Genomic DNA, 25,939 nt, shown 5'->3' on the forward strand with positions numbered 1-25,939 from the left:
GAGTCTTTTTCAATTTTAAAACAACTGGAGGGATAGTTTTTAAAAATCAGAACAACACTCTAATTTTTCGATTTATAGGAGTTTATGTAATTATCTACTTTCTGCAAATGTTATTATTGAAATTATTAGTTAATTATAATACTAATCTTTTCTTAGCGGAAGTTTTAATTATACTTCCTCTTGCTTTAGCATCATATACATTAAATAACATATTAGTTTTTCAAAAATATAAATAAAATCAATATAGAACTCCTATTTGATTTTTGAAAAAACTCTGTACATCTGGAGAGTATCGAAATCAAACGGCTCCAGCAGATTCAGAAGCCTGGTATAGTACATTAGCACTAGCATTATAGATCCACAGGTTTTACTTCATGCGATCGCAACGGTTCGCGAATTCTAGAACTACCCAGGGTACTACTTTCAAACCGCTGTGAGCTAGATATCCATTTTGATAGTAATCTGATGCCTACGGCAAGCCTCTAAAAAGTGTCTACGCTATGAGTCAAACCACTCATATCCAGCCAAATTGAGTAATTTTGAAGAATAATTCCGGAATCAGAAGAAATTACTATGATATCTGAACAGCAAATTGCCGAAAATCTGGTTTTAATGGGTGAAATCCTGTTTAGCGCCCAAGCATGGAAGTTTTTTCAAAAACTAGGCAGGGGCTACCTTTATATGCATAAAGTACTCCAAATAGAGCATACTGGTGGCAATAATTTTTCAGTGATTGAAGGTGTATCGCAGCTAGGAAACAGAATGTATTATACTGCTAAAGGCACTGAAGCTTGGTAAATAATGCAACTTTCAACAGCAGCCGCAAGACAACCGATATTATATGCTCAGTTTTGCGCTTGCATTGATAACTATGACCCAGCAAAAGAGTACGTAGTAATTGTGGGTTTTAACTACGGTTGTGATACTAGAGAATATTTTTTTTAAGAAGACCAGAAATTTCTCTGGAGCAAGCGTTTACAATTGTCAGCGATCGCCCTAGTGAATTTGGTATCGAATCACTCTAGCGAAGAATACATTCGGCACATCGCTTTGCTCAAATTCAAAGCAACCACTATAAACACCGTCTAAACCTCAGCAAAACAGTGCGCTCGTGCCCAGTGAGAGTGTTGAGTAAAAAGTAAAATTAATTGCACAAGCGCATATAGGGTCGAATGGCACTAAGAAAAGCTCTAAGCTATGCAGAATAAGGGCTACAGGTTTAATGCTCACTCTCGCAGTAATGGCATGAGTCAGGCGATGCCTTCGGCAACGTCAAGGACGAACGCAGATAGGAAGATGATGTACGTTTACTCAAAAAGTTTTTGAAGGTAGAAAAAGCTTACTCGTCCGTGAAATACTTTTATGAGAACGAGCAAGCAGATACGATAACTACTACTGTGACATTACGAGTACAAATTCTCAAAGAGAAATTTAGTAAAAGTGTAAGAATTCAGGTGGCAGAGTATTGACAAAGGTGACACTTGAGGGAAAGCATCACAAAATATGAACCAAAACTTGCCTCAAGATTTAGACCGACAAAGCTTGAACCAGCTATCACGCATAAGAACTGGTATTGATTTTTTTGCACAAGCTCTAATGGCTGGCTCTGTTAATTATCAGTCTTTCCCGTCCTTACTCTCTCAAATTTAGACCTGAATCCTTACATTCATAGATAAAAAACAATAGCTATTATTCGTTACTCAAATAGTCGATTATATAAGATTTGTTTAGAGTAATTATCTCAAATTTATTTAGATAAGTAATTCCATTTTGACAAAAATAACGGTAAGCTGTTTCTAACAAAATTAAACAAAGATAAAGTTTCATTATCTACGTAGGCGTAGCCGCACTTAAACAACTTTCGGCTTATTTTGGCTGCGCTCAAAGTCCCTCAAGGGAAGAAGCTCAGTGACCGTAGGAAGTCGGCGGGTTGACAGGGATCGACGCAAGTTGATTCACAACCCCAAATTTTTGATGACAATTATAGAGGTAAGTTGATGGCTCAGTTTCTACTTGAGACTGTTTGGCTAGTTCCTTGCTATGCCCTAATAGGTGGCTTGTTAGCCGTACCTTGGTCGCCGGGGATCATTCGGAAAACGGGGCCAAGACCGGCGGGTTATATAAACTTGGTGATGACATTTTTGGCTTTTGTGCATAGTGCGATCGCCTTACAAGCAACTTGGAATCAACCAGCCCAAGAAGTATTTATTCCTTGGTTATCTACGGCTGGTTTAGACCTCACCATTGCTTTAGAAATATCCTCGATTAGCGTCGGCGCTTTAGTTGTAATTACTGGTTTGAATTTGCTAGCGCAAATTTATGCCATCGGTTACATGGAGATGGATTGGGGTTGGGGACGTTTCTATTCCTTATTAGGATTATTTGAAGCAGGATTATGCGCCCTGGTTCTGTGTAATAACCTGTTCTTCAGCTATGTAATTTTGGAAGTCCTGACGCTGGGAACCTATCTACTAGTTGGCTTATGGTTTAGCCAGCCATTAGTAGTCTCAGGTGCGAGAGATGCTTTCTTAACCAAGCGGGTGGGAGACTTATTCTTGCTGATGGGTGTGTTAGCATTATGGCCCCTCGCCGGAACTTGGAGTTATCCAGAACTAGCTAAATGGGCGGCGACTGCTAACGTCAACCCGACAACAATGGCACTAGTCGGTTTAGCCTTAATTGCCGGGCCAATGGGTAAATGTGCCCAGTTCCCCCTGCATTTGTGGTTAGATGAGGCAATGGAAGGCCCTGTTCCTAGTACAATTTTGCGGAATTCGGTAGTAGTTGCGAGTGGTGCATGGGTACTGATAAAACTGCAACCTGTGTTAAGCCTGTCGCCCATAGTTTCCTCGGCTATGGTAGCCATTGGGGTATTGACAGCACTTGGTGCTTCTTTAATTGCGATCGCTCAAATCGATCTTAAACGCTGTCAATCCTATTCTGTCAGTGCATACATGGGTTTAGTATTCATTGCTGTGGGAACGCAACAAGACGAAGCAGCGCTGTTGTTAGTACTTACCCATGCTATATCCGCAGCGTTGTTGGTGATGAGTACCGGGGGAATTATTTGGAATAGCATCACTCAAGATGTTACCCAATTGGGCGGGTTGTGGACACGTCGCCCGATTTCAGCAATAGCCTTTATCGTCGGGACTTTGGGATTAATTGGTTTTCCACCATTGGGTAGTTTTTGGGCGTTGGTAAAACTAGCAGATGGGTTGTGGGAAACCCAACCTTGGTTAGTAGGAGTAGTGATAGCTGTAAACGCTTTGACAGCAGTGAGTTTAACCAGAGAATTTGGCTTGATTTTTGGTGGTAAAGCTACACAAATGAGTCAGCGATCGCCTGAAGCACACTGGCCGATGATTTTGCCAATGGTAATCTTACTTGCCTTTAGTCTCCATCTTCCTTTAGTGTTGCAAAGCTTATCAATCTTACCAGATTGGGAAGCTTTAAATAAAGATGTAGTACTACTTTTAATTGGGTCGAGTATTTTCGGTTGCAGCATCACTGGGGTGATTTATTTAGGCAATATTCCTAAACCGATTCGCCTCCCTTGGAAAGGTTTACAAGACTTGATAGCATACGACTTTTATACCCCCAAACTATATCGGATAACCATTATTTTTGGCGTTGCCAAAATTTCTCAACTTGCCGATATGATTGACCGTTTTGTAATCGATGGCATTGTTAATTTGGTTGGTTTATTTTCGCTATTAGGTGGTGAAAGTTTAAAATACAGTACCTCTGGACAAACCCAGTTCTACGCCTTAACCGTCTTACTAGGAGTAAGCTTTTTAGGAATGTGGGTAGCTTGGCCATTTTGGGGAGTGCAATTTTTAAATTTGATTTCTCAAATTTCGACAGTTGGTTAGTCAAACACCGTTTTATTACAAGCACACATTAATATTGTGAGGATAATTTCATGAGCATACAACATCCAAAAATCAATCTTTCCAGAAGAAGTTTATTCAAGTTTGGTGCAGGGGCCATCGGTACAGGCGTATTGACAGCCGGACTTGGCTCAAACTTACTTGCAGCCGAAAAACCCCCAGCAGCCCCAGCCGAAAATGATATTACTCCCGATAAGGCATTGCAAGAATTATTAGATGGGAATGATAGATTTGTCAAAAGAAAACGTAGAAATCCTGACCAAACCTATTCACGTTTAGTCGAAGTTGCCAAAGGTCAAAAGCCCTTTGCTTCTATTCTAGGTTGTGCAGATTCACGAGTCCCTTCAGAAATTGTTTTTGACCAAGGGCTTGGAGATTTATTTGTCTGCCGCATAGCTGGAAATATTGCCACAACACAGCAAATTGGTAGCTTAGAATTTGGCAGTTTAGTATTAGGCACTAAAGTTATCATGGTGATGGGACATAAAAGATGTGGTGCGGTAGAAGCTGCTATTAAAGGCGCTCAAGTCCCAGGACAAATTGGAACTTTGCTTGCAGCAATTCAACCAAGTGTAGAAAGTACCAAAGGAAAATCAGGAGATAAGTTAGAAAATGCCTGTAAAGCCAATGTTTTAGCGCAAGTTGAAAAATTGAAGTCATCGTCAGTTTTATCTGAATTAATCAAGACAGAAAAGCTGAAAATAGTTGGTGGTTATTACGATTTAGATACTGGCAAAATCAGTTTAGTAAGTTAGATTTTTTGTCCTTTGTCATTAGTCATTGGTCATTACTAACGCACAAAGGACAAATAAAAAAGGAGAAATATAATGTTAAGTGTTTTGATTTGGCTCCCTATTATAGCCGCCGCTATTATAGCAATATTACCTGTAAGTTTTCCTAATCATCGGATTCGTTTAACAGCATTAATTTTTTCTGGAACAGTTCTTTTTTGGAACCTGTTTATCCTGTTAAAATTTGATATAAGCATTCCAGGAACGCAATTTAATGAGTATTTGCCCTGGAATGAAACCCTTGGCTTAAGCTATCAAATAGGTGTTGATGGGCTTTCTATCTTGATGTTGGTGTTAAATAGCCTACTCACCTGGATTTCGATTTACAGCAGCAGCAAAGAAACTGAACGCCCCCGGCTGTTCTATTCCATGATTTTATTAGTAAGTGGAGGGGTTGCAGGTGCTTTCCTCGCTGAAAACTTGCTACTATTCTTCCTATTCTACGAACTAGAATTAATCCCCTTCTACTTACTAATTTCTATTTGGGGAGGGTCAAAACGGGGTTATGCTGGGATTAAATTCCTGATTTATACTGCGGTTTCAGGAGCATTAATTCTGGCAACATTCTTGGGTATGGTGTGGCTAAGTGGTTCTACCAATTTTGCTTTTGATGCAGTCTCTACAGAAAATCTGTCAACCACAAAACAAATCCTTTTACTAGCAGGAATAGTCTTAGGTTTTGGGATTAAAATTCCCTTAATTCCCTTCCATACTTGGCTACCCGATGCTTATGTTGAAGCTTCAGCACCAATTGCCATTCTTCTCGGTGGGGTTTTGGCAAAGCTGGGAACTTATGGACTGCTGCGATTTGGATTGGGTATGTTTCCCCATGCTTGGAGTATTATTGCACCGACTCTGGCGATTTGGGGAGCAATTAGCGCTATCTATGGGGCAGTAATTGCGATCGCTCAAACAGATATCAAGCGCATGGTAGCATACAGTTCCGTGGGTCACATGGGCTATATTTTGTTAGCTGGTGCTGCTAGTACTCCCTTAGCACTCGTTGGTGCAGTCGCCCAAATGTTTAGTCACGGTATCATCTTGGCAATTCTCTTCCACTTGGTGGGAGTCGTGGAAGCCAAAGTTGGCACTCGCGAGTTAGATAAACTCAATGGTTTAATGAGTCCCATACGCGGTTTACCCTTAATTAGCGCCTTACTAGTTTTAAGTGGAATGGCTAGCGCAGGTATTCCCGGTTTAACAGGATTTATCGCGGAATTTATTGTCTTTCAAGGTAGTTTCTCTGCCTTCCCCATTCCAACAATTTTGTGTATAGTGGCTAGTGGATTAACCGCAGTTTATTTTCTCATCCTCCTCAACCGCACCTGTTTTGGCAGACTCGATAACATCGCCTACTACCCCAAAGTCCTTTGGTCTGAAAAAATACCAGCTTTAATTTTGGCAGCTTTTATCATCTTTTTGGGAGTACAACCCACTTGGTTAGTGCGTTGGAGTGAATCCACAACTACAACAATGGTGGCCGCAATTCCCCCCTTAGAAAAAACCGTAATCTCTGAAGTCGCGCTGAAATAGTAAATAGATAAAAACACTTGTAGAGACGGTGATAAATCGCGTCTCAAAATCCATCCCAAAATCTATCCCCCAGATGCGATAAATCGCGTCTCTACCAAATTTAAATTACCATGACAGCAATTAAAACTGCGATTAAATTACCTCCTTCTAATCACGAATTCGCTGAAGTAATTCACCGCTTAGAAGCTGGCGGTGCAATGTTACCCGACACTCCAGAAAATTTGATGCAAATCATCGGTTTATACAAAGCTTATGCTGTGCCGATGGATTTCTACTGGCGTAACCTCCTTTATATTGCCGAACGCGAATTTTTAAACCCGCTTCCCTTCTTTAAATACTTCTTACCCAAAGAGTATTTAGAACTGCATAATCATTACGCTGGCGATGATGCCGATTTACGAATTTGGCGCGGTGAAGCCACTGCACATCCAGAACTTTTGGCATTTATGGAGAAGGGTGAAACTTTCAAAATGCCGAAGTTGTTGCATCACTTATTCCACGATCGCATTAACATGGAATTTGCAGAAGCTTGTATGCGGGCGATGTTGTGGCACAGAGGGATGGGGGGACAATTTGACCCTTATCTAGATTCAGACGAATACAAAGCCAACGCTGACCGAGCAATTAAAGCTTACTTCCAAGGCAATCCCGTCATGCTGGGGCTTTACAAACTGTTCCCCGATATGTTTTTGGAACAGTGCCGCCAGATGTCATACTACGCTAATCTGGGCTTATTCTGGGAAATCATGGCCCCAGTATTCTTTGAAATGTCCGATCGCTACGACGAAGGTACCATTAGCAGCGTCCCAGAGGCGATGAGCTTCATAGTTAATGGTATATTTGCGATCGCAGGTCGTCCGATTTACCATCATGTGTATATTCGTGGCGAATGCTACGAAATTGTCCCCAAATCTAAGGGTTTCATGTGGCTATATGAAGCTGCATTACCATACGTCGAAGCGGTTTTCTACCGCACCGCACCCTTCCGAGGCACAAAATCTTATAATGCTCAAGCGCGTCAAGTACCAGAAGACCAAAAAGACTTTCATTATGGTATTCTTTACGCTGATGTATTCCCAGTGGGTACTGCTGGTATTCCTCCCACATTATTAATGCAAGATATGTTGCATTTTTTGCCCCCGTATCTTATTGATTACTACAGCCAACATTGCCGGGGTGAAGAAGATATGTTGATTCAGTTGGGAGTTAGTTTTCAACGGTCAATGTACTGTGTTACTTCTGCCGTAATTCAAGCCTTGCGAACTGCACTTTTATATCCTTTAGATGACAAAAATCTTAAGCATTTACAAGCCAATCGAGATTTTTTTGAAATGCAGCTAAATCGCTTTACTCGATCCGACTACAATATTCGTGATTCTGCTCGTTTAGGGAGTATTCAAAAGCAAGATTATAGATAAGATATATCCCCAATCAACCCTTTTTTAGCCTTATTTTTACCCATATCCTTTACATCTGGATTAAATGATGTTTTAAGTATCCGCTCAAAAAACCGGGGTAAAGATACACCGTGCGTCATAGAATATGAGATATGACGCAAAAACCATCATCAGACAAATGAATCGCCGCGTTGCTGCAATCAATTGACCCAAAGCAGATTGCAAACGAAGGAGTGCGTCAAACAGTAGAACCCAGATTTATCACCACATCTCGATTAAGCGATCGTAAGCAAACGAGGCTTGTGTCGTGATGATTAATCTACGTCCTGCCACCCCTGCTGACTTGAACCTGCTGCAACACTGGGATCAACAACCTCATGTCATTGCCTCAGATCCTAACGATGACTGGAACTGGGAGGTAGAACTGAGTCGCAATCCTGAATGGAGAGAGCAATTGATTGCCCAGATCAAGGGTCGTCCCATTGGATTTATTCAGATTATCGATCCAGCGCGTGAGGAAAGCCGTTATTGGGGAGATGTTGCACCGGATCTTCGTGCCATTGATATCTGGATTGGGGAAGAAACAGATTTGGGCAAAGGCTACGGTACAAGAATGATGCAGCTTGCCCTAGCTCGATGTTTTGCCGAAGAGCGTGTGACGACTGTCCTCATCGATCCACTTGCTAGCAATACTCGCGCTCACCGCTTCTATGAACGTCTTAGCTTCCAATTTGTTGAACCACGAAGGTTTGGCGATGATGACTGTTTTGTTTATTGCCTGAACCGAGCAGATTGGCATCCTGAAAACACGATCGCATCGCGGTAGCAGCAGCTAGTGAGCGATACCTTCTCCTGTCGGAGAAGCATTTGCGAACGGCACACTTCGTTAACGCCGCATAACAACCCCCATGCACACCGATCGCGAGAGTCGATCGGTTATGATGCAGTCCAAATTACCAAAGTATGAATTGCCAAAGGAGGCAAACTGATGAGTTCATTTGTACTTTGTTTTCAAGATATTGATAAAACAAAACTCACAGTTGTCGGGGGCAAAGGTGCCAACCTGGGGGAACTGACTAGGATTAAAGGAATCTCCGTACCGGATGGCTTTTGTATTTCTACTGAAGCTTTTAAAAGAATTATTGGGGAAACGTCATTAATTAACGAATTACTAGATCGGTTATCGCTTTTAAAGGTGGAAGACCGGCATAAAATCCGTGAACTTAGCGGTGAGATTCGTTCTTTGATTGAAGGGATAGCCATTCATCAAGACATTAATGAAGAGATCGCCCGCCACCTCTCCAGGCTTGATGAAAAAAATGCCTATGCAGTACGATCCAGCGCAACTGCTGAGGATTTACCAACAGCCTCTTTTGCAGGCCAGCAGGATACGTATTTGAACATTATCGGAAAGGAGGCAATCCTAAAACATATCAGCAAGTGCTGGGCATCGCTATTTACCGAGAGGGCAGTAATTTACCGCCTTCAAAACGGCATCGACCACCGTCAAGTCCACCTGTCTGTGGTTGTTCAGAAGATGGTCTTTCCGCAGGTGGCAGGAATTTTATTTACTGCCGATCCCGTCACTTCTAATAGGAAGGTGTTATCCATTGATGCCAGCTTCGGACTTGGTGAGGCTATGGTCTGCGGTCTTGTGAATGCTGATATCTATAAAGTTTGTAACGGCAAGATTATCGATAAGAAGATATCCACCAAGAAACTGGCTATTTACGCCTTAAAAGATGGCGGTACTAAAGAACAGGAGATTGAGCCTGAGCGGCAGAATAGGCAAGCGCTGACGGATGAGCAGATTTTACAGCTTGAGCGCATGGGCAGAAAGATCGAAGAACATTTCGGCCGTCCCCAGGACATCGAATGGTGTTTGGTTAATGATACATTTTATATTGTCCAGAGCCGGCCAATCACTACTTTATACCCCATCCCTGAAGCGAACGATCGAGAAAATCACGTTTATATATCTGTCGGTCATCAACAAATGATGACCGACCCCCTGAAACCCTTGGGGTTGTCTGTATGGCAGTTAACCGCTGCTCGACCCATGTATAACGCTGGTGGAAGGCTGTTTGTGGATGTCACACTTCAACTGGCTTCACCTGAGAGCCGAGAAAATTTATTAGATGTCATGGGACAACACGATCCGCTCCTAAAAGACGCACTTATGACCATAATAGAGCGAGGAGACTTTATAAAATCGTTATCGGCTGAAAAGAAAGAACCGAGTCCCACTAAAAACAATAAAAGTACGTCGTCTGCGAGGTTTCAAACACAAATCGAAAACGATCCGACAATTGTTTCTGATTTGATTAAGCGCAGTCAAACCTCGCTAGAAGAGTTGAGACAAAACATCCAGACGAAATCAGGACTGGAGCTATTGGATTTTATCTTGTTAGACATCCAGCAATTAAGGAAGAGTTTATTAGATCCAAAAAATATGGGCGTGATTAGAGCGGCTATGAATGCCTCATCATGGCTCAATGAAAAAATTGAGGAGTGGTTAGGTGAAAAAAACGTAGCAGACACGCTTTCTCAATCTGTACCAAACAATATTACTTCGCAAATGGGTCTGGCGCTATTGGATGTCGCAGATGTGATTCGTCCTTATCCTGAAGTAATTGATTATTTACAACAGGTAAAAGATGATAGCTTTTTGGATGAGCTGGTTAAGTTTAATGGTGGAAAGGAAACCCAAGACGCTATCTATGCTTATCTCAGCAAGTATGGAATGCGATGTGCCGGAGAAATCGATATTACTAAAACTCGTTGGAGTGAAAAACCAACTACACTTCTCCCCATGATTCTCAGTAATATCAAAAACTTTGAGCCTAGTGCCAGCAATCGGAAATTTGAGCAAGGGCGACAGTCAGCTTTGAAAAAAGAACAAGAGTTATTAGATCGATTGAAACAATTACCGGATGGTGAACAAAAAGCCGAAGAGACAAAACGAACGATCGGTTTCATCCGAAATTTTATCGGTTATCGTGAATATCCAAAATACGGCATAGTTAATCGCTACTTCGTTTATAAGAAAGCTTTACTCAAAGAAGCCGAACAACTCGTACAAGTCAACGTTATTCATGAAAAAGAAGATATATACTATCTCACTTTTGAAGAACTTCGTGAAGTCGTACTCACAAATAAACTTGATTACCAGATTATCAGCGAACGAAAATCCGAGTACAAATTATATGAAAAACTAACTCCCCCACGTGCGATCGCGTCTGATGGTGAAATCATTGTAGGTCGGTACAAACGAAAAAATCTCCCTGCCGAAGCTATTATAGGTCTACCTGTTTCCTCTGGAGTTATAGAGGGACGGGCACGTGTAATCTTAAACATGGAAGATGCCGATCTAGAAGATGGAGATATATTAGTCACCTCCTTTACTGACCCTAGCTGGACACCATTGTTTGTATCCATAAAAGGACTAGTCACCGAAGTTGGTGGACTGATGACTCATGGAGCAGTTATCGCACGTGAATATGGCTTACCAGCAGTTGTCGGAGTAGAAAGTGCTACCAAACTGATCGATGACGGACAGAGAATTCGGGTTAATGGAACGGAAGGTTATGTAGAAATCCTACATTAAAGCGAAAATTACTTTCATTGGATTTTAAATATAGGATTACTATTTGATTTTTGAACGAAATTAGGTATTGTAGCGTGTGTTAGAACGGAGTTCGTAACGCACTATTATTGCGGGTTTGATGCCGTACTCTCCGCGCTCACATCCTACGGATATTTTCTCCAAATCAAACCAGATTCCTATATTTATAAAAATAATTCAAAATTCATAATTTATCTTTTTCAATTACGAATTTTGAATTATTTGAAAGAGGTAGTATCAAAAAACTAATTTTTGTGGCTTAAAACTCGATATACTATCCCAATAATTAACCTGGTTAATATTCACCTTAAGCAAAGCAATATCAGGCTCGTCCAATCCTTTAGGAAACCAGGTTTGAAGTTCCGGCTTCCATAACTCTTGCATTTTGTTGCGGTCTTCTACAAGTTGTGATGTCCCTGAAATGGAAACGTATCGCTGCTGTTCGGGTGATGAAAAATTAACATTTACTTGCTCATGGTGTTCAATCTCAGTCACCTTATGGGAACCAGAATAAGTAAAAAACCAGAGCGTGGCTTCAGAGTTAATCTCACCACTTTTGGACATGGGGTAACTATGCAAACTTCCATCATCATCGACTGTGGTAAACATACCATAATCAATATCTTTGATTAGTTCATGCAGTTTTTGAATTTCTTGAGTGCGATCTGTAGAAGTTGCCATTTATTGTACTATTTTCTCTATTTGCTACTGGGCTATAATTTTTTATTACAACCATGTTTCAGTATTAACGTTTTTAGTCACAATTACGTGATCCTAGAGGTGGAATTCTCATAAAATTTGCTCTTTTAGTTATATCTATAGAGATATTTTTGAGTACACAAGACAGAGGCAGCAAAGTTTGAATAGTGAAAATTGCTAAGATATTACGGCAGCGATCGCAGATGAAGTTATTATATTTGCTTGCGATCGCCTTAAAATTAAGGTTATAGAGTATTCTTACCTTCAAAATGATATAAAACTTATACCCTCGGAATGAGTCTCTTCAACCTCTAGTAGGAGTGTCATGTTCCATTAAGCGCCTACCATGAAAAACTAGGAAATCAAATTGCAGTATATTTGCCTTTCATTTTATGGACTGGAAGTACAGGTGGAAAAATGGCTATCGACCAAGCCGAGATCAAGCGGCAAATAACCCTCATTTGTTAGATGAGAGTCAGTTCCAGAATGAGCAAGACCGAAAGCTAGCTGAAGAATCTACAAGGAAGCATTTGGGCGTACCTGCACCAACCTTAGATGAAGAGAAGTCAATTCTACCTCAAGCAGCTTCGCCTGATGAAGACTTTTAAAAAATGAAGAAGAATTCAGAATTCAGAATCAAGACGCTTTTGCTAGCTTGCTTAAGAGCAGGGGTACGCGGACTCGCTCTAAGCAAAGCTATGCCGTAGGCTTTACGTTCCGCTATCCGCTTTTTCGGTCAGAATACCCAACTGAATTCTGTTTTATAACACCATTTCCAAAAATATTTGCAACAAATTGCCAGTAGAGGCGTACATTTGTACGCCTTTACCACAGCAGGAATTTTGTAAAATAATATTAAAGCTTGGGCATTTTTTGCCTATGTACGCTCCACACCATTAGGATTAGAAGTTAGACAAAATGCAGATTTATCAAATTTTCAATCGATTAAACCATAGGAAATTCGCTAAATTGCTCAGTCGAACAGTAGCTTTAGGCGTAGGTGCTATTGTTCTGCTCTCAAGTACTAATGCGAATGCTGCCGAGCAAGTTGTTTTAAAATATGGTACTTTTCAGGGGCAAATCTCTGTTCAAGAATTAAGTCAGTTTACAGAAACTGGCAAGACTACCCCGACATTACAAGCTTATTTAGAGGCAGCCAAACAAGATCCAGAAATAGCTCGTAAGGCACTGAAAGCCCCAATAAAAGCCGATCCTGCCTTTTTAAATAACTTACTGTCTAGCTGGGCAGGGCCAATTTTAGTTAACCAAATTGGTGAGGTAGTTCACCCTCCCGTAGGACAACTAGATCAGCAAGCGCTGCGAAGTGCTTTAAGTGCATCTATTCAACAAAATGGTGAAGTTACACTGCTAGGAGCTATTCAGAATTATCCTAATACTTCTGTTGAACTTGAAGGCGATCGCCTCATCTCTGTTTATGAACGCCTAAGCGGTCTTGCAAAACTCTTATGAGGGCTAGTGACTACTGAAAATTTAATACCGATGAGTCTATCTTAGGGTTCTATGCTGTGACTGATAAATTCCCTAACGTAATTGTAGAGTTAGGGAAGAACTTTATATGACAACTGACATTTCTAGAAATAATAACAAGGATGTTAATGGAGCGCTGATAACTGGTGTTCTCCTGAGTATTGTAGGGGTGATTGCGATCGCAGCGCCTAATTTCACCACCCTATTCGCTGAAACTTGGATTGCAGCGATTTTGATTTTCGCCGGATTTACAAAACTAGTGTATGCCACTCAAACCCGCGATCGCGGAGGTTTCATTTGGAAACTTTTATTAAGCGGACTCTATATTGCAACGGGCATAATGTTATTCGTTTATCCTTATACGGGTGTTCTTACACTGACCCTGTTACTTGGTACCTTTTTGGTAACTGAAGGCACATTCGAGTTAATTCTGGCATTCCAGTTACGCCCGCAACAAAACTGGACGTGGATACTAAGTAATGGAATTATTACGCTGGTATTAGGTGCAATGATTTGGTTCCAGTGGCCCTTCAATGCGCCCTGGCTTCTTGGGACACTAGTTGGTATCAGCATTATTTTCAGTGGCATTTCCCGTGTGATGCTATCGTTGAATGCGCGTTCTAACTCAAATCCTCCTGACCAAGCTGCAAATCCTACTTAGTAATGGGAGTGGGGAGAAAAAACCAATTCCCGATTCCCAATCAAACTTCAGTAGTCAAAGTTTACAAGATATTGCAGCAGTGATGCCTACGCCTGGCTATGCCTACGCCAAAAAAATTGCTAAATTAACTAAGGAAATCAAAATCAAGGCCAGCTAGCTGCAATCAACAATGGTATCTATTGCTACTTCCTTCTCGGATATTCAAAACCATTGGGCACGCTTATTTATTACAGCCTTAGCCCAACGTAGTATTGTTAGTGGGTTGCCTAACGGCACTTATCGCCCTGATAACTCTGTTACCCGCGCTGAATTTGCTGCCATCGTCGCCAACGCATTTGGGACAGTTACCAAGAAGCGTCAGTATATCCCCTTTGTTGATGTTCCAACTAGTTTTTGGGCAGCCCCCGCCATTCAAACAGCTTACGAAAAAGCATTTATAAGCGGGTTTCCTGATAAAAGTTTCCGTTCCGCTAACCGAATTACTAGAGTGGAAGTTTTAGTTTCCTTGGTAGCAGGCTTAGAAATTGCCACCAAAATAAAACCTGATCTCCTCTCAGCACTCCCACAAATTTATCAAGATTATATTCAAATTCCTGAGTATGGTAAAAATCAGGTAGCTATTGCCACTAGTGCTGGATTGGTGGTTAGTTTCCCAAATATCAAATTACTCAATCCCAATCTTGCAGCCACCCGTGCAGATGTGGCAGTGATTATTTATCAAGCTTTGGTGTATTTAGGTCAGGCAGAAAAAATAGCTTCTGTTTATCTAGTACAGCCGCCAATACCAACGCCAACGCCGACACCAATACCAACGCCAACGCCAATACCAATACCAATACCGACACCAACACCAGCCGGTAGCGTTAGGTTAAATCATAGCCGAGAATTTCGGGGGGCGTGGGTTGTGTCTGTGTGGAATGGTGATTGGCCTTCCAAAGCAGGACTTCCTGTTGCTCAACAAAAAGCTGAACTCACCGAGATTATTACTAAATTACAAGCACTAAACTTTAATGCCCTGATTTTCCAAGTGCGACCAGAGGGAGACGCTTTATATGAATCGCAATTAGAGCCTTGGAGTGCTTGGATTACAGGAACTCAGGGTAAAGCACCAGAACCATTTTACGATCCTTTAGCGTTTGCGATCGCAGAATGTCACAAGCGCAATATTGAACTTCATGCTTGGTTCAACCCTTACCGCGCCAGTACTTCCACCGACCCAGCGAAAACAGTCCGTCCCCACATAGCAGCTACTAATCCAGAAAGCGTTTATTTGTGGAAAACTCAACGCTGGATGGACCCAGGACTAAAAATAGTTCAAGACAGAGCTTACAACGTAATTCTTGATGTAGTGAAGCGCTACGATGTTGATGGCATTCACTTAGATGATTATTTCTATCCATATCCTATTGAGGGGCAGTCTTTCCCCGATGAAAAAACATACTCTGCGTATAAAGCAGTCGGTGGTACACTCACCCTTGGCGACTGGAGACGGGACAATGTTAACAGAATGGTACAGCGCCTCTACCAGGGGATTAAAACAACCAAACCCGACGTAAAATTTGGTATTAGTCCCTTTGGGATTTATCGCCCCGGACAACCCACTGGTATTACTGGGTTGGATGCTTACAACGTGCTGTATGCAGACTCGAAGAAATGGTTAGAACAAGGCTGGATTGATTATATTGCGCCTCAACTTTACTGGCGCACAGACCAAGCACAACAAAGTTATTCGGCGTTGCTACAGTGGTGGACACAGGTAAACACAAAGCAAAGACACGTTTACGCTGGTAACAATTTGACAGAACCAAGCAATAAGAGTCGAGAGAGTGATGAGATTGAAAAGCAGGTGAAAATTAGTCGTAGCCAAGCAGGACGTTTGTCACTGGGGAATATCTTCTTTAATCTCGCTGTTTTGACGGAAAATAGTCAGGGCATTGCTGATAAATTCCAAAGTCTGCTTTATAATAAACCTGCGCTACCGCCAACTTTGCCTTGGCAAGATACAACACCACCACCTCCACCCATTGGATTACAAGTCAATAACCGCAAACTGAGTTGGCAGCCTGGAGATAATCAGCCAGTTCGTTCTTGGACACTTTATCGCCAAACTGGCGATACTTGGACAATTCAACGAATTTTGTCGGCTGGCACAACCTTTGCTACCGTCCAACAAGCGGGAACTTATGCCGTATGTGCGGTGGATAGATTGGCCAATGAGAGTCCGGGAACAGTGATTACAGTGATTTGAGCAAAGGTGCTACCAAGAACCCCGACTTCTTGAAGAAGTTGGGGATTTAAATTCAGCTGAAGTAAGAAACAAGTGAGATTTATATAGGTTTTAAGGAACGGATTCACCTTTGGGTAGATTTAGACAGAATCATCAGAACTGTATATTTGGATGAGGTAACACATAATTTGCCACAAAACCTCATGCTAAATCAGTAATTTCAATATCAACAGATGAAATTTTGATGTAATTCTAGTTAATTTATTCCTTATCCTCATAAGCCATGACATCCCCTGAGCCTCAAACTGATTATGGAGACAAAACTCCACAAACCTCTTTTGAGCCACCTTCTGGAAAACGGCGGTGGCTTTGGTTATTTTTACCTGCACTGCTGTTGTTAGGGGGCGGAACAGCCCTAGTTTGGCGTTTGCTCACTCCCCAAAATTCTGCGCCTGTAACTGCTAACACTCAATCTCAAGGGGTAAGAGTCAAAATATCCACAGTCCAAAGCGGCATAATTGAGGAAAGTTCAGATTTTATTGCTAGCCTGAAGTCCCAGCGCTCAATTAGCCTCCAGCCGAGGATTCAGGGTCAAGTTACCCAAATATTTGTCAAATCGGGAGATTTAGTCCCCGAAGGAGCGCCAATTATCCAAGTAGATCGTACACCACAAGCTGCGATCGCTTCTAACAATGCCGCACCTCAGGCATTTTTATTGCAACTGGAAAATGCCCGCGATGCACTCAAATCTCTGGAAGCCCAACGTTCATCCTCCGTTGCGAATGTGCAATTGTATCAGCAGACCTATGAAAAGTATTCCATCCTAGCTGAACAAGGAGCCGTCTCTCGACAAACTCGCAATCAGCTTGCCGATCAGCTCGCCAATGCTAAGACTAGTCTTGATGCAATTGATTCTAGGATTCAAGCACAACGAGCCAACATATTGCAGGCTGAAAAAACCTTACAGCAAGTTAATGTAAATACTCAAACACAACAAATCCAGTCTGACAAAATTACTGCTCCCTTTAATGGCACAGTTGGTACAATGGCTGTGAAAGTCGGCGATTTAGTTAATACTTCCACACCATTACTTAATCTCACCCAAAATCGACCTTTAGAAGTCAATATCTCTGTGCCACTACAGCAAGGGCCGCAATTGCGTAAGGGAATGCCAGTGGAAGTGATGAATACGCAAGGTCAAAAATTGGTTAGAAGTAGGGTATTTTTCATTGCACCTACTGCTAATAATGAAACACAAGGGATACTTGTTAAAGCACTTTTTGACAACCCGAACGGTCAGCTACATGCAGATCAATTGGTAAGAGCTAGATTATTTTGGAATCAGCGCCCCGGAATTTTAATCCCCACAACAGCAATGACTCGTATAGGTGGGGACACTTTTGTTTATGTAGTTGAAACCGAAACATCTCCCCAAGGTGGATCTCAAGAAGTAGCTCGGCAAAAGCGCGTGAAGCTAGGCGAAATCAAAAATAATAATTACCAAGTGATTGAAGGATTACAGCCAGAAGATAAAGTTATTATCTCAGGGTTGCTCAATCTTAGAGATGGTGTTGCGATCGTTCCAGAATCTTAATTCAGGATGAGGGGACAAGGAGATTGAAGAAGAATTCAAAAGTCAGAATGGGCTAAACGCCCCGCTACCGCTAACAGGAGTCAGAATCAAGACGCTCTCTACGAGACGCTCTTGCTAGCTTGCTTAAGAGCAGGGGTACTTTAACAGCAGATAATCAGTTAGGTGAATCAAAAAAACTAGATTAATCTATGTGATCAGAAGAAGATTTTGACGCGATTTTTGCCATTAACGTTAATGGCACTTTTTTACTTGCTAACAAGCCGCGCAACAGATGGCAGAAGGGGGACGGATTATTAACTTTTCGTCATCAACTACAGTAATGATTTAAGTAATGTAGGACCCCTATTTTATTTTTGACACATAGATAAAAACAGACATTCCCAAACTAGCTTGGGTTGAGCGTAAGTAAGCAAGTATTTGCGAGATTGTTCTAGCTGGTTAATAATACTGGGTTGATGCCAGCGCTGCCAGTAGAATTGCTGAAGATAATCAACTAACCACAGTTGGGCTTCTGTATCTAAATCTTTATCAATCTTTTTAGCTAACTCCAAGGCTTTGTGGTATGAAGCAGGGGCTTTTTTTAAGTCTTCGAGTAACTCAGGGGGAATAGCTTGTAATTGCTCGTAAGATGCGATCGCACTTCCCGCACTACCAGCTGCTATACTCAGCACTGCCTGATTTTGCAAAATTTCTTCATGACCTGTTTGTGTGAGAACAACAGCCAAAGACTGTGCATCTAAGCGATAAAAAGGAATGCGTTGACAGCGTGACACCAAAGTTGGCAAAACAGACTCAGGTGTAGGTGCAATTAAAATTAACGTCGCCTGTCCCGGTTCTTCTAAAGTTTTAAGTAAAGCATTGGCTGCGGCTTCTGCCATTGTTTGGGCTTCTTCCAACACCACCACATTTCTTGGTGCTTCCAAGGGCGGCCGACTCAGAAACTCGGTAATTTCCCGAATTTGTTCTAGCCGAATTACAGGTGGGGCTTTACGCTTGAGTCCTTTCTCAGCTGCTTCTACTGCTGTTAATCGTTGTCCTTGATATTGGTACGTCGGTTGCACCCACAACAAAGCTGGATGGTTCCCCTGACGCAAACGGTTTTGTAAAGCCGCAGTGACTCCCATCTCACTAGAAAATAGCAATTCTACAAAGCACTTTGCTGCTAAACTTCTTCCTACACCATCTGGTCCCACAAATAGATACGCCGGAGCAACTCGTTTTTGTCTGACAGCCTGAGTGAGTAATTCTATGGCTTGCTGTTGTCCTACAAGTGGTGCAAATGGGTTAATAGTTCAGTACCTTCGCCAAAACAAGAATATGAAAACAGAGGGCTAATGTAGTAGAGTTGTCTTCTAAAACAACAATTTAGAACCGACAAAATGCCAATATTTGACATACTAGCACTCTTGCAATGACTTCTACAGCATAAGAGATTGTTTGAAAAGTAGTTTGCTGTAATTTTAATCACATTATTACCCCCCCTTATCCCCCCGATGTATTGGCTACAGTGTACACACAAGTCTTCGAGAGTTGCCTCATAGGCTTTTGATCCCCCCAACCCCTCGATAAATTGGGGGGCAAAAGCCTCTTAAAGTCCCCCAATTTATTAGGGAGCCACTGCGTCTTGGGGTCTCCCCAAGTGGAGCACGTGGCGTGAATTTAGGGGGATCTGCAACGATTTTGGATTTGTACAAAGATGTGTGTACACCGTAGGATGTATTGGGGGGAAACAAGAACAATCCGGTTCCCTCTCCTTTATAAGGGGAGGGTTAGGGTGGGGTAAAAAATATTTTATACATCAATCATGACTTTTCAAACAACCTCTAGGGTTCGTAGCTTTTATTAAATGCAGAGGGATGCAATGCCATTGTCAGACGACGTATTAGCATTGCTTAACAAGGCGTACTGTTTTCACACGCAGAGGGGCGCAAAGTATGCAGGGTTTTTTTGAAGAGAATTTGTTACAACAAAATTATGCAATATTGTCCTTAGGAAGTCTGAGATGTCATACAAACAATTTATTTATTGCTGGCAAAAATCTTTACCTCCCACCTTGGTACGTTTTGCTGTACGTGCAGTGGTAATAATTTGTCTAACAGTAGGGACATTGGGCATCTTGGGAAGCACTGTTCATAAGAGTAATGCTCAAGCTGTTTTTCCTGCTTCTGTTGCAGCTAATGCTCAACTGAGAAGTACTACTAAGCGTATCCAAGATAAACACACACTATCAAAAGCAACAGCGCTAAATGCCACTGTATATCACAGTCCCGATTGTAACTGTTGTGGCGGGTGGATTGACCACTTAAAGACACAAGGTTTTCAAATTACAGACTTTTCCACACCTGACATCGAAACAGTTAAACAAAAGTACAACGTGCCGGATAACTTATCATCTTGCCACACAGCAATTGTTAATGGATATGTCATCGAAGGACACGTTCCAGCAAACGATATTAAACGTCTGCTTCAAGAAAAGCCAAATGTTGCTGGTTTATCCGTTCCCCAAATGCCTGTAGGCACTCCTGGGATGGAGATAGGAAATCAAAAAGACCCGTTTACTGTGTTTACCTTCGATCGCAATAACTCAGTTGCGGTATTCAATAAGTATCCATCCTCTTGAGATATTCAGAGGATATTTTAAAAGTGGGTTTTCTAATCTATTTTGACGATTAGAAATTGGCTAATGCTTTTAAAACATCCTCATACTATCTAAGTCAGTGATGAGATATCTTACTAGTTATAACCAGTTTTGAGCAACTGCGATAAATGACTAAACCATCTCCCAAACCAGAAGTGAGATGTTAAAGTTGAAATATTTTCAGAAAGAAGCTCAATTGCATGGTTACAATCTTGCAGACTTGCATCAAGTCCCATTGCGTGATAAATTTCGCGGGCATTGCAAAAGGCTTGCATCGCTTCTGATTTTCGATTAATTTTTTCTAACACCAAACCTAAATTAAACCAGGTGTTTGCTTCTGCATTTTGGTCATCAAGATTCCTTCTGATTTCTAGTGAATACTGATGAAATTCAAGCGATCTTTGATACTTTCCTAGAGCTTTATAAGCATTACCCAACCCACTTAAGGCCATACCTTCGCCATTGCGATCGCTAATTAATCTTGCTAGTTCTAACCATTGCTGGTAAAACTCAATTGCCAGTTGGTACTGCCCCAATGATTCATAAGTATTTCCCAAACTTCCCAGGCAAATGCATTCCCCAGTCCAATCGCCTATTTTCTTTGTTATATTCAACCACTGCTGATAAAACTCAATGGCCCGATCGTATTTGCCCAGGTATTCATAAGTATTGCCCAAACTTCCCAAACAAATACCTTCCCCAGTGCGATCGCCTATTTTTCTGGTGAGCCTCAACCACTGGTGATAAAATTCGATCCCTCGCTGGTATTTTCCCAGTGATTGATATGCGTTGCCCAGCCCAGACAAAGACTTGGCTTCTCCAGTGCGATCGCCTATTTCTCTCGCTATGTCCAACCACTGCTGATAAAACTCAATTGCTAGATGGTATTCCCCAATTGAATGATAAGCATTGCCCAAACTTGCTAAACAAATGACTTCCCCGTTGCGATCGCCTATTTCTCTGGCTTTGTGCAAGCACCGCTTTTCAAACTCAATGGACTCGATGTTATTTAGGCTCCCTGTTCCAATTACTTCTGTCATTCTCTATAGAAAACGAAATTTTTGCTTGATAAGCTGTTGATTATACAATTTTCTGTACTTACAGCACAGAATAACAGAACTTATAGGCACAAGTTCTATCAAAATCTAGAAATCGTTCTTCAATATTAAACTTCCTTTTATACACAGTATTCGCCGTGTGTAAAAGGCTTTTATTTATATTGGTAACAAGCACACAAATATAGTATAGTGGTCAATTTCGCTTTTAAAAAAAATATAAGAAAAACCAATCAATCAGCAGCTGCATAATCGGGTAATGCGTTGAGTTGTAAATTAACAGCACTGAGATAATTTTGGTCGTTTAAAAGTTGTGATGGCAATTTATCTGCGTTAACAGCAGCCTTCACCAAATCTTTTGCCATAATATTTCTGTTTTGAGTTTCAAATACTAGTGTTTCTCCACTAGGAATACCGTGCTGCTTTAGACCTCCTTGATAAGCAAAAGTAACTAGGCTGAACGGCTGGAAGTAATTAACATAGGTAGAGTCACTAGGTAAATTGTTAGAGTTAATAGCGATTGTTTCACTACTATTATTGTTAGTAGCTACTTGAGCGCTAGCGATTCCAGGTACAAGAGTAATAGAAGTAAAAATAAGTGCAGATTTTATTAAAGTAGTAAGTTTCATAAGCTTATTTTTAGGTAAAATGCGATCGGTCTTCTTTAGTAATAGAGTCCTCTTTATTATTAATCTCAGCTTCCTTCAGTCAGGTCATCTGATCGGTTGATATATGACTCACCCAAAAGGGTGAGCGAATTGAGTGATAAAAAGTCCGTTAAATCCAGACATATTACAGAATGATTGAAATTTTCTAGTACTTAACTGAGGCAAATTGAAAATTTATGCAATTTTTCAATTTCCGTCTTTAGTTTTCCAAGTATTACAGCAATTATTGCACCATCCCAAACTGATGGTGCGTTACGACGTTCCGTCTAACACACCCTACAAATACTTATATTTTTTCACAAATCAAATATGATTTTTATGGTACATGAATACTAGCAAGACTGTGGCATTTTGAACAGATAAAATTATTTGTGTGAAGAATACTTTAAAATAAATACGGCAAATCCTAAACATTACCGTTGATTAATTAAACCCAAGGCTCAAATAGTATTATTATCAGTTTGTATAATTGGAAACTCAAATAACTGCTGATGTCTGAACAATATCGTTTTGAAACCCTGCAAGTTCATGCTGGACAAGAGCCAGCTCCCGGAACTAATGCTCGTGCAGTACCTATTTATCAAACGACTTCTTACGTTTTTGACGACACCGAACATGGAGCGCGGTTATTTGCTCTCCAGGAATTTGGTAATATTTACACCCGAATCATGAACCCGACGACGGATGTATTTGAAAAGCGGATTGCTGCTCTAGAAGGGGGTGTAGCAGCATTAGCAACTGCTAGTGGTCAGGCGGCGCAATTTTTGGCAATCAGTACGATCGCTCAGGCTGGAGATAATATCGTTTCCACTAGTTTTTTGTATGGGGGAACATATAACCAGTTTAAAGTATCTTTACCACGTTTAGGTATTAACGTCAAGTTTGTTGAGGGAGATCGTCCAGAAAGTTTCCGTCAAGCGATCGACGATCGCACCAAAGCACTATACGTTGAAACCATTGGTAATCCTCAATTCAACATTCCCGACTTTGCCGCTTTAGCTGACATTGCCCACGAAAACGGCATTCCTTTAATTGTAGATAATACCTTCGGTGCTGGTGGGTATCTAGCTCGACCAATTGAATATGGTGCAGACATTGTAGTAGAATCTGCAACTAAATGGATTGGTGGGCATGGTACTTCCATCGGTGGCGTAATAGTCGATTCAGGTAAATTTGACTGGGGTAACGGCAAATTTCCTCTATTTAGTGAGCCTTCCCCCGGTTATCACGATCTGAATTTCCAAGAAGTGTTTGGGCCTGGTGGAACATTTGGCAACATTGCTTTTATTATCCGCGCCAGAGTCGAGGGGTTACGCGATTTTGGCCCGTGTTTGAGTCCATTTAACGCCTTTCTTTTACTGCAAGGATTAGAGACTCTCTCTTTGCGCGTAGATCGGCATGTGAGCAATGCCCTAGAATTGGCTAGGTGGCTAGAGCAGCAAGAGCAAGTATTATGGGTTAATTATCCGGGACTTCCCAATCACCCCTATCATGAACGAGCGAAAAAATATCTCCGGCATGGCTTTGGGGGAGTTTTAAACTTTGGCATCAAAGGTGGATTGGTGACAGGTAAAGCCTTTATTAATCATGTAAAGTTGGCGAGTCATTTAGCAAATGTTGGTGATGCTAAAACCCTCGTTATTCATCCCGCTTCCACAACCCATCAACAGCTAAGTGATGATGAACAGCTTTCGGCAGGTGTGACATCCGATTTGGTGCGGGTATCAGTGGGAATTGAACATATCGATGATATTAAAGAGGATTTTGAGCAGGCATTTCGGCAAGTTAGGAGTTAGTTATATGGGCATTGGACAATAGTTATTCTTCCTCTGCTTCCTCATCCCCCCACTTCCAGATATGATCTACCCAAACTTTATCTCAGCACAAACCCAGTTTTACCAGCTTACAGTGCCATTTAAACTTGAATGCGGCGAAGTATTAATTGGGGTTCAAGTTGCTTATCGGACCTGGGGACAGTTAAATGCTCAAGGTGATAATGGGGTAGTAATTTGTCATGCCTTAACTGGTACGGGTGACGCTGATGATTGGTGGGAACCTTTGTTTGGTTCAGGGAAAGCCTTCAATCCCGATCGCGATTTTATTGTGTGCAGCAACATATTGGGAAGTTGTTACGGTACAACTGGGCCAACTACTATCAACCCAACAACGGGAAAGCCTTATGGAGTATCCTTCCCTAAGATTACAATCCGAGATATGGTTCACCTGCAAGCTGCACTACTAGAATATCTGGGTGTTCAATCTCTGCGGTTTATAATTGGCGGTTCACTCGGTGGGATGCAAGCACTGGAGTGGGCGTTATTATATCCAAAAAAGGTGAAAGGTATTGCACCCATTGCTGTTTCTGGTAGACATTCTGCTTGGTGTATTGGATTAAGTGAAGCCCAAAGACAGGCAATTTATGCCGATCCAAATTGGCAAGGAGGAAACTACACGCTGGATGCACCCCCAAACCAAGGACTAGCTGTGGCAAGGATGATGGCGATGTCTACTTACCGTTCTTGGGATAGTTTTACAATCCGCTTTGGGCGGCAGTATGATGTATTCGAGGAGTTTGCTATCGCGAGTTACTTACAGCATCAAGGTCAAAAGCTGACAGAACGATTTGATGCCAACACTTACATCACTCTCACCCACGCAATGGATCACCACGATGTTGCACGCGATCGCCCAAGTCCTAATTTATCAGATTATGAATCTGTTCTGCGAAGCATCCAGCAACCGACTCTAATTGTTGCTATTGATTCTGACATCCTTTATCCTCCAGTAGAACAACAAGAACTAGCAAATTTAATCCCTAATGCTCAACTGGCGTGGCTAAAGTCAACCCACGGACATGATGCGTTTTTAATTGACATGACTGCATTGAATGAAATACTAATCTCTTTTCGGCAAAGTTTAGATTTATCAGCTTCTTAACTCGACAGGTTGAGTGCTGAGGTGGAATGATGAAGCTAAAAAAGCGATCGCAGTATCAGAGATATCATTCTACTTTTCTCGCGAGAGGAGATTGACACTATCACTCATACCACAATTGCATAAAGCTTATGCAGCCTAAGTTTGAACTATAGAAGCAATGGTGGGTTTATCTAGTAGAGAAGCGATCGCAGTTCCGTATGAGCGATCGCCATAATCAACCCCTAACCACAGGGATTGAATAATGAATATTATATTTGTCGGCATCCTTCAACGATTGCAGTGCTAGCCCCCTCACCCCAACACTCATAATAGGTAAAAAGCAAGTAATTGCTCTACTTAGCAGAAGGGAAGAATCACCTCCGTAAATGAGTTTTTTTAAGTTTTCAGTCGTAAATCTAAACTACAAGGAGTATATTGTCAGTTTCACCTTACAAAAATGCATTTATCTCAAAAAGTACTACTTATTAGTGAATTTACCACTCAAGATCAACTTTTAACTAACTGACCTCTCTACCGAACAACTAGCTGAAGCTAAAATCACCAAATATGTCCCTATTGGTCGCCCCAAAAGTGTCGCTATCTTCATTGACAGAGAATATCTTCAATCGGGATACCAGATGAAAATATTTTGGTATTTTGACACAATATTGACACAATAATAACATATCTAAAAAGTGAATAGTAAATTATAGTTTTAAATATTCAGCATAGTTTCTGTCTAATAACTATGCTG

22 protein-coding genes are annotated in these 25,939 nt (G+C 41.4%); 17 read left to right on the forward strand and 5 right to left on the reverse strand.

Annotated elements, in window-relative coordinates:
* The 9 genes from V7K42_RS23795 to ppsA form a co-directional block, all read left to right on the forward strand.
* Positions 1-236 (forward strand): hypothetical protein (locus V7K42_RS23795; protein WP_334919744.1); only part of this gene is annotated, 236 nt, incomplete at its 5' end.
* Positions 237-573: 337 nt separating this feature from the next.
* On the forward strand, positions 574-798 hold the full coding sequence (locus tag V7K42_RS23800; protein ID WP_334919745.1) for a hypothetical protein: 225 nt from the start codon (positions 574-576) through the stop codon (positions 796-798).
* Between the two features lie 3 nt (positions 799-801).
* On the forward strand, positions 802-945 hold the full coding sequence (locus V7K42_RS23805; RefSeq protein ID WP_334919746.1) for a hypothetical protein: 144 nt from the start codon (positions 802-804) through the stop codon (positions 943-945).
* 1,052 nt (positions 946-1,997) lie between these two features.
* Positions 1,998-3,875: an NAD(P)H-quinone oxidoreductase subunit F gene (locus tag V7K42_RS23810; RefSeq protein ID WP_334919747.1), complete on the forward strand. Its 1,878-nt coding sequence runs from the start codon at positions 1,998-2,000 to the stop codon at positions 3,873-3,875.
* 50 nt (positions 3,876-3,925) lie between these two features.
* Entirely contained in the window at positions 3,926-4,648 is a 723-nt protein-coding gene (locus tag V7K42_RS23815) for a carbonic anhydrase (protein ID WP_334919748.1), read from the forward strand.
* Between the two features lie 72 nt (positions 4,649-4,720).
* On the forward strand, positions 4,721-6,217 hold the full coding sequence (locus V7K42_RS23820) for an NADH-quinone oxidoreductase subunit M (RefSeq protein ID WP_334919749.1): 1,497 nt from the start codon (positions 4,721-4,723) through the stop codon (positions 6,215-6,217).
* Positions 6,218-6,327: 110 nt separating this feature from the next.
* Complete coding sequence (locus V7K42_RS23825; protein ID WP_334919750.1) at positions 6,328-7,635, forward strand: CO2 hydration protein; 1,308 nt, start codon at positions 6,328-6,330, stop codon at positions 7,633-7,635.
* A 289-nt stretch (positions 7,636-7,924) separates the two neighbouring features.
* Entirely contained in the window at positions 7,925-8,440 is a 516-nt protein-coding gene (locus V7K42_RS23830) for a GNAT family N-acetyltransferase (RefSeq protein WP_334919764.1), read from the forward strand.
* Positions 8,441-8,602: 162 nt separating this feature from the next.
* Positions 8,603-11,221 carry a phosphoenolpyruvate synthase gene (ppsA, locus tag V7K42_RS23835; protein WP_334919751.1) on the forward strand — a complete coding sequence of 873 codons (2,619 nt, stop codon included), beginning with the start codon at positions 8,603-8,605 and terminating at the stop codon, positions 11,219-11,221.
* Positions 11,222-11,476: 255 nt separating this feature from the next.
* Here the strand turns inward: ppsA and V7K42_RS23840 are convergent, their stop codons facing one another.
* On the reverse strand, positions 11,477-11,920 hold the full coding sequence (locus V7K42_RS23840) for a pyridoxamine 5'-phosphate oxidase family protein (protein ID WP_334919752.1): 444 nt from the start codon (positions 11,918-11,920) through the stop codon (positions 11,477-11,479).
* Between the two features lie 410 nt (positions 11,921-12,330).
* Between V7K42_RS23840 and V7K42_RS23845 the strand changes: the two genes are divergently transcribed.
* The 5 genes from V7K42_RS23845 (at position 12,331) to V7K42_RS23865 (ending at position 17,908) form a co-directional block, all read left to right on the forward strand.
* A complete protein-coding gene (locus tag V7K42_RS23845; protein WP_334919753.1) occupies positions 12,331-12,546 on the forward strand; it encodes a bromodomain-containing protein in 216 nt (71 codons plus the stop codon).
* A 361-nt stretch (positions 12,547-12,907) separates the two neighbouring features.
* Positions 12,908-13,408 carry an alpha/beta hydrolase gene (locus tag V7K42_RS23850; protein WP_334919754.1) on the forward strand — a complete coding sequence of 167 codons (501 nt, stop codon included), beginning with the start codon at positions 12,908-12,910 and terminating at the stop codon, positions 13,406-13,408.
* A 106-nt stretch (positions 13,409-13,514) separates the two neighbouring features.
* Positions 13,515-14,087: an HdeD family acid-resistance protein gene (locus tag V7K42_RS23855; protein ID WP_334919755.1), complete on the forward strand. Its 573-nt coding sequence runs from the start codon at positions 13,515-13,517 to the stop codon at positions 14,085-14,087.
* 169 nt (positions 14,088-14,256) lie between these two features.
* Positions 14,257-16,335, forward strand: coding sequence for a glycoside hydrolase family 10 protein (locus V7K42_RS23860; RefSeq protein ID WP_334919756.1), 2,079 nt, complete (start codon positions 14,257-14,259; stop codon positions 16,333-16,335).
* Positions 16,336-16,597: 262 nt separating this feature from the next.
* Positions 16,598-17,908: an efflux RND transporter periplasmic adaptor subunit gene (locus V7K42_RS23865; protein WP_334919757.1), complete on the forward strand. Its 1,311-nt coding sequence runs from the start codon at positions 16,598-16,600 to the stop codon at positions 17,906-17,908.
* A 347-nt stretch (positions 17,909-18,255) separates the two neighbouring features.
* On the opposite strand, the gene V7K42_RS23870 is transcribed toward V7K42_RS23865, so the two are convergent.
* The gene (locus V7K42_RS23870; protein ID WP_334919765.1) at positions 18,256-19,197 is read right to left on the reverse strand and encodes a DNA polymerase III subunit delta'; all 942 of its coding nucleotides are present in this window, start codon (positions 19,195-19,197) and stop codon (positions 18,256-18,258) included.
* A 713-nt stretch (positions 19,198-19,910) separates the two neighbouring features.
* Between V7K42_RS23870 and V7K42_RS23875 the strand changes: the two genes are divergently transcribed.
* Positions 19,911-20,528: a DUF411 domain-containing protein gene (locus V7K42_RS23875; RefSeq protein WP_334919758.1), complete on the forward strand. Its 618-nt coding sequence runs from the start codon at positions 19,911-19,913 to the stop codon at positions 20,526-20,528.
* 113 nt (positions 20,529-20,641) lie between these two features.
* Here V7K42_RS23875 and V7K42_RS23880 read toward each other — a convergent pair whose 3' ends face one another.
* The gene (locus V7K42_RS23880; protein ID WP_334919759.1) at positions 20,642-21,586 is read right to left on the reverse strand and encodes a tetratricopeptide repeat protein; all 945 of its coding nucleotides are present in this window, start codon (positions 21,584-21,586) and stop codon (positions 20,642-20,644) included.
* A gap of 248 nt (positions 21,587-21,834) precedes the next feature.
* Positions 21,835-22,230, reverse strand: coding sequence for a hypothetical protein (locus tag V7K42_RS23885; RefSeq protein ID WP_334919760.1), 396 nt, complete (start codon positions 22,228-22,230; stop codon positions 21,835-21,837).
* A 530-nt stretch (positions 22,231-22,760) separates the two neighbouring features.
* On the opposite strand from V7K42_RS23885, the gene V7K42_RS23890 reads away from it, so the two are divergent.
* Both V7K42_RS23890 and metX read left to right on the forward strand, forming a co-directional pair.
* Positions 22,761-24,065, forward strand: coding sequence for an O-acetylhomoserine aminocarboxypropyltransferase/cysteine synthase family protein (locus V7K42_RS23890; protein ID WP_334919761.1), 1,305 nt, complete (start codon positions 22,761-22,763; stop codon positions 24,063-24,065).
* A 61-nt stretch (positions 24,066-24,126) separates the two neighbouring features.
* Positions 24,127-25,206: a homoserine O-acetyltransferase MetX gene (metX, locus tag V7K42_RS23895; RefSeq protein ID WP_334919762.1), complete on the forward strand. Its 1,080-nt coding sequence runs from the start codon at positions 24,127-24,129 to the stop codon at positions 25,204-25,206.
* A gap of 135 nt (positions 25,207-25,341) precedes the next feature.
* On the opposite strand, the gene V7K42_RS23900 is transcribed toward metX, so the two are convergent.
* Positions 25,342-25,470, reverse strand: a complete 129-nt coding sequence (locus V7K42_RS23900) for a hypothetical protein (protein WP_334919763.1) — start codon at positions 25,468-25,470, stop codon at positions 25,342-25,344.
* Positions 25,471-25,939: the final 469 nt, after the last annotated feature.

Source organism: Nostoc sp. (assembly GCF_036917455.1).
Lineage (GTDB): Bacteria > Cyanobacteriota > Cyanobacteriia > Cyanobacteriales > Nostocaceae > Nostoc.

Excerpts from the sequence above, each read along its gene's own strand:
- V7K42_RS23800 (WP_334919745.1), top strand. The coding sequence starts at position 574 with ATGATATCTGAACAGCAAATTGCCGAAAATCTGGTTTTAATGGGTGAA.
- V7K42_RS23885 (WP_334919760.1), bottom strand. The coding sequence starts at position 22,230 with ATGAAACTTACTACTTTAATAAAATCTGCACTTATTTTTACTTCTATT.
- V7K42_RS23810 (WP_334919747.1), top strand. The coding sequence starts at position 1,998 with ATGGCTCAGTTTCTACTTGAGACTGTTTGGCTAGTTCCTTGCTATGCC.
- V7K42_RS23840 (WP_334919752.1), bottom strand. The coding sequence starts at position 11,920 with ATGGCAACTTCTACAGATCGCACTCAAGAAATTCAAAAACTGCATGAA.
- V7K42_RS23865 (WP_334919757.1), top strand. The coding sequence starts at position 16,598 with ATGACATCCCCTGAGCCTCAAACTGATTATGGAGACAAAACTCCACAA.
- V7K42_RS23900 (WP_334919763.1), bottom strand. The coding sequence starts at position 25,470 with ATGCCGACAAATATAATATTCATTATTCAATCCCTGTGGTTAGGGGTT.
- ppsA (WP_334919751.1), top strand. The coding sequence starts at position 8,603 with ATGAGTTCATTTGTACTTTGTTTTCAAGATATTGATAAAACAAAACTC.
- V7K42_RS23845 (WP_334919753.1), top strand. The coding sequence starts at position 12,331 with ATGGACTGGAAGTACAGGTGGAAAAATGGCTATCGACCAAGCCGAGAT.
- V7K42_RS23875 (WP_334919758.1), top strand. The coding sequence starts at position 19,911 with ATGTCATACAAACAATTTATTTATTGCTGGCAAAAATCTTTACCTCCC.
- V7K42_RS23880 (WP_334919759.1), bottom strand. The coding sequence starts at position 21,586 with ATGACAGAAGTAATTGGAACAGGGAGCCTAAATAACATCGAGTCCATT.
- V7K42_RS23830 (WP_334919764.1), top strand. The coding sequence starts at position 7,925 with ATGATTAATCTACGTCCTGCCACCCCTGCTGACTTGAACCTGCTGCAA.
- metX (WP_334919762.1), top strand. The coding sequence starts at position 24,127 with ATGATCTACCCAAACTTTATCTCAGCACAAACCCAGTTTTACCAGCTT.
- V7K42_RS23825 (WP_334919750.1), top strand. The coding sequence starts at position 6,328 with ATGACAGCAATTAAAACTGCGATTAAATTACCTCCTTCTAATCACGAA.
- V7K42_RS23890 (WP_334919761.1), top strand. The coding sequence starts at position 22,761 with ATGTCTGAACAATATCGTTTTGAAACCCTGCAAGTTCATGCTGGACAA.
- V7K42_RS23815 (WP_334919748.1), top strand. The coding sequence starts at position 3,926 with ATGAGCATACAACATCCAAAAATCAATCTTTCCAGAAGAAGTTTATTC.
- V7K42_RS23860 (WP_334919756.1), top strand. The coding sequence starts at position 14,257 with ATGGTATCTATTGCTACTTCCTTCTCGGATATTCAAAACCATTGGGCA.
- V7K42_RS23855 (WP_334919755.1), top strand. The coding sequence starts at position 13,515 with ATGACAACTGACATTTCTAGAAATAATAACAAGGATGTTAATGGAGCG.
- V7K42_RS23820 (WP_334919749.1), top strand. The coding sequence starts at position 4,721 with ATGTTAAGTGTTTTGATTTGGCTCCCTATTATAGCCGCCGCTATTATA.
- V7K42_RS23805 (WP_334919746.1), top strand. The coding sequence starts at position 802 with ATGCAACTTTCAACAGCAGCCGCAAGACAACCGATATTATATGCTCAG.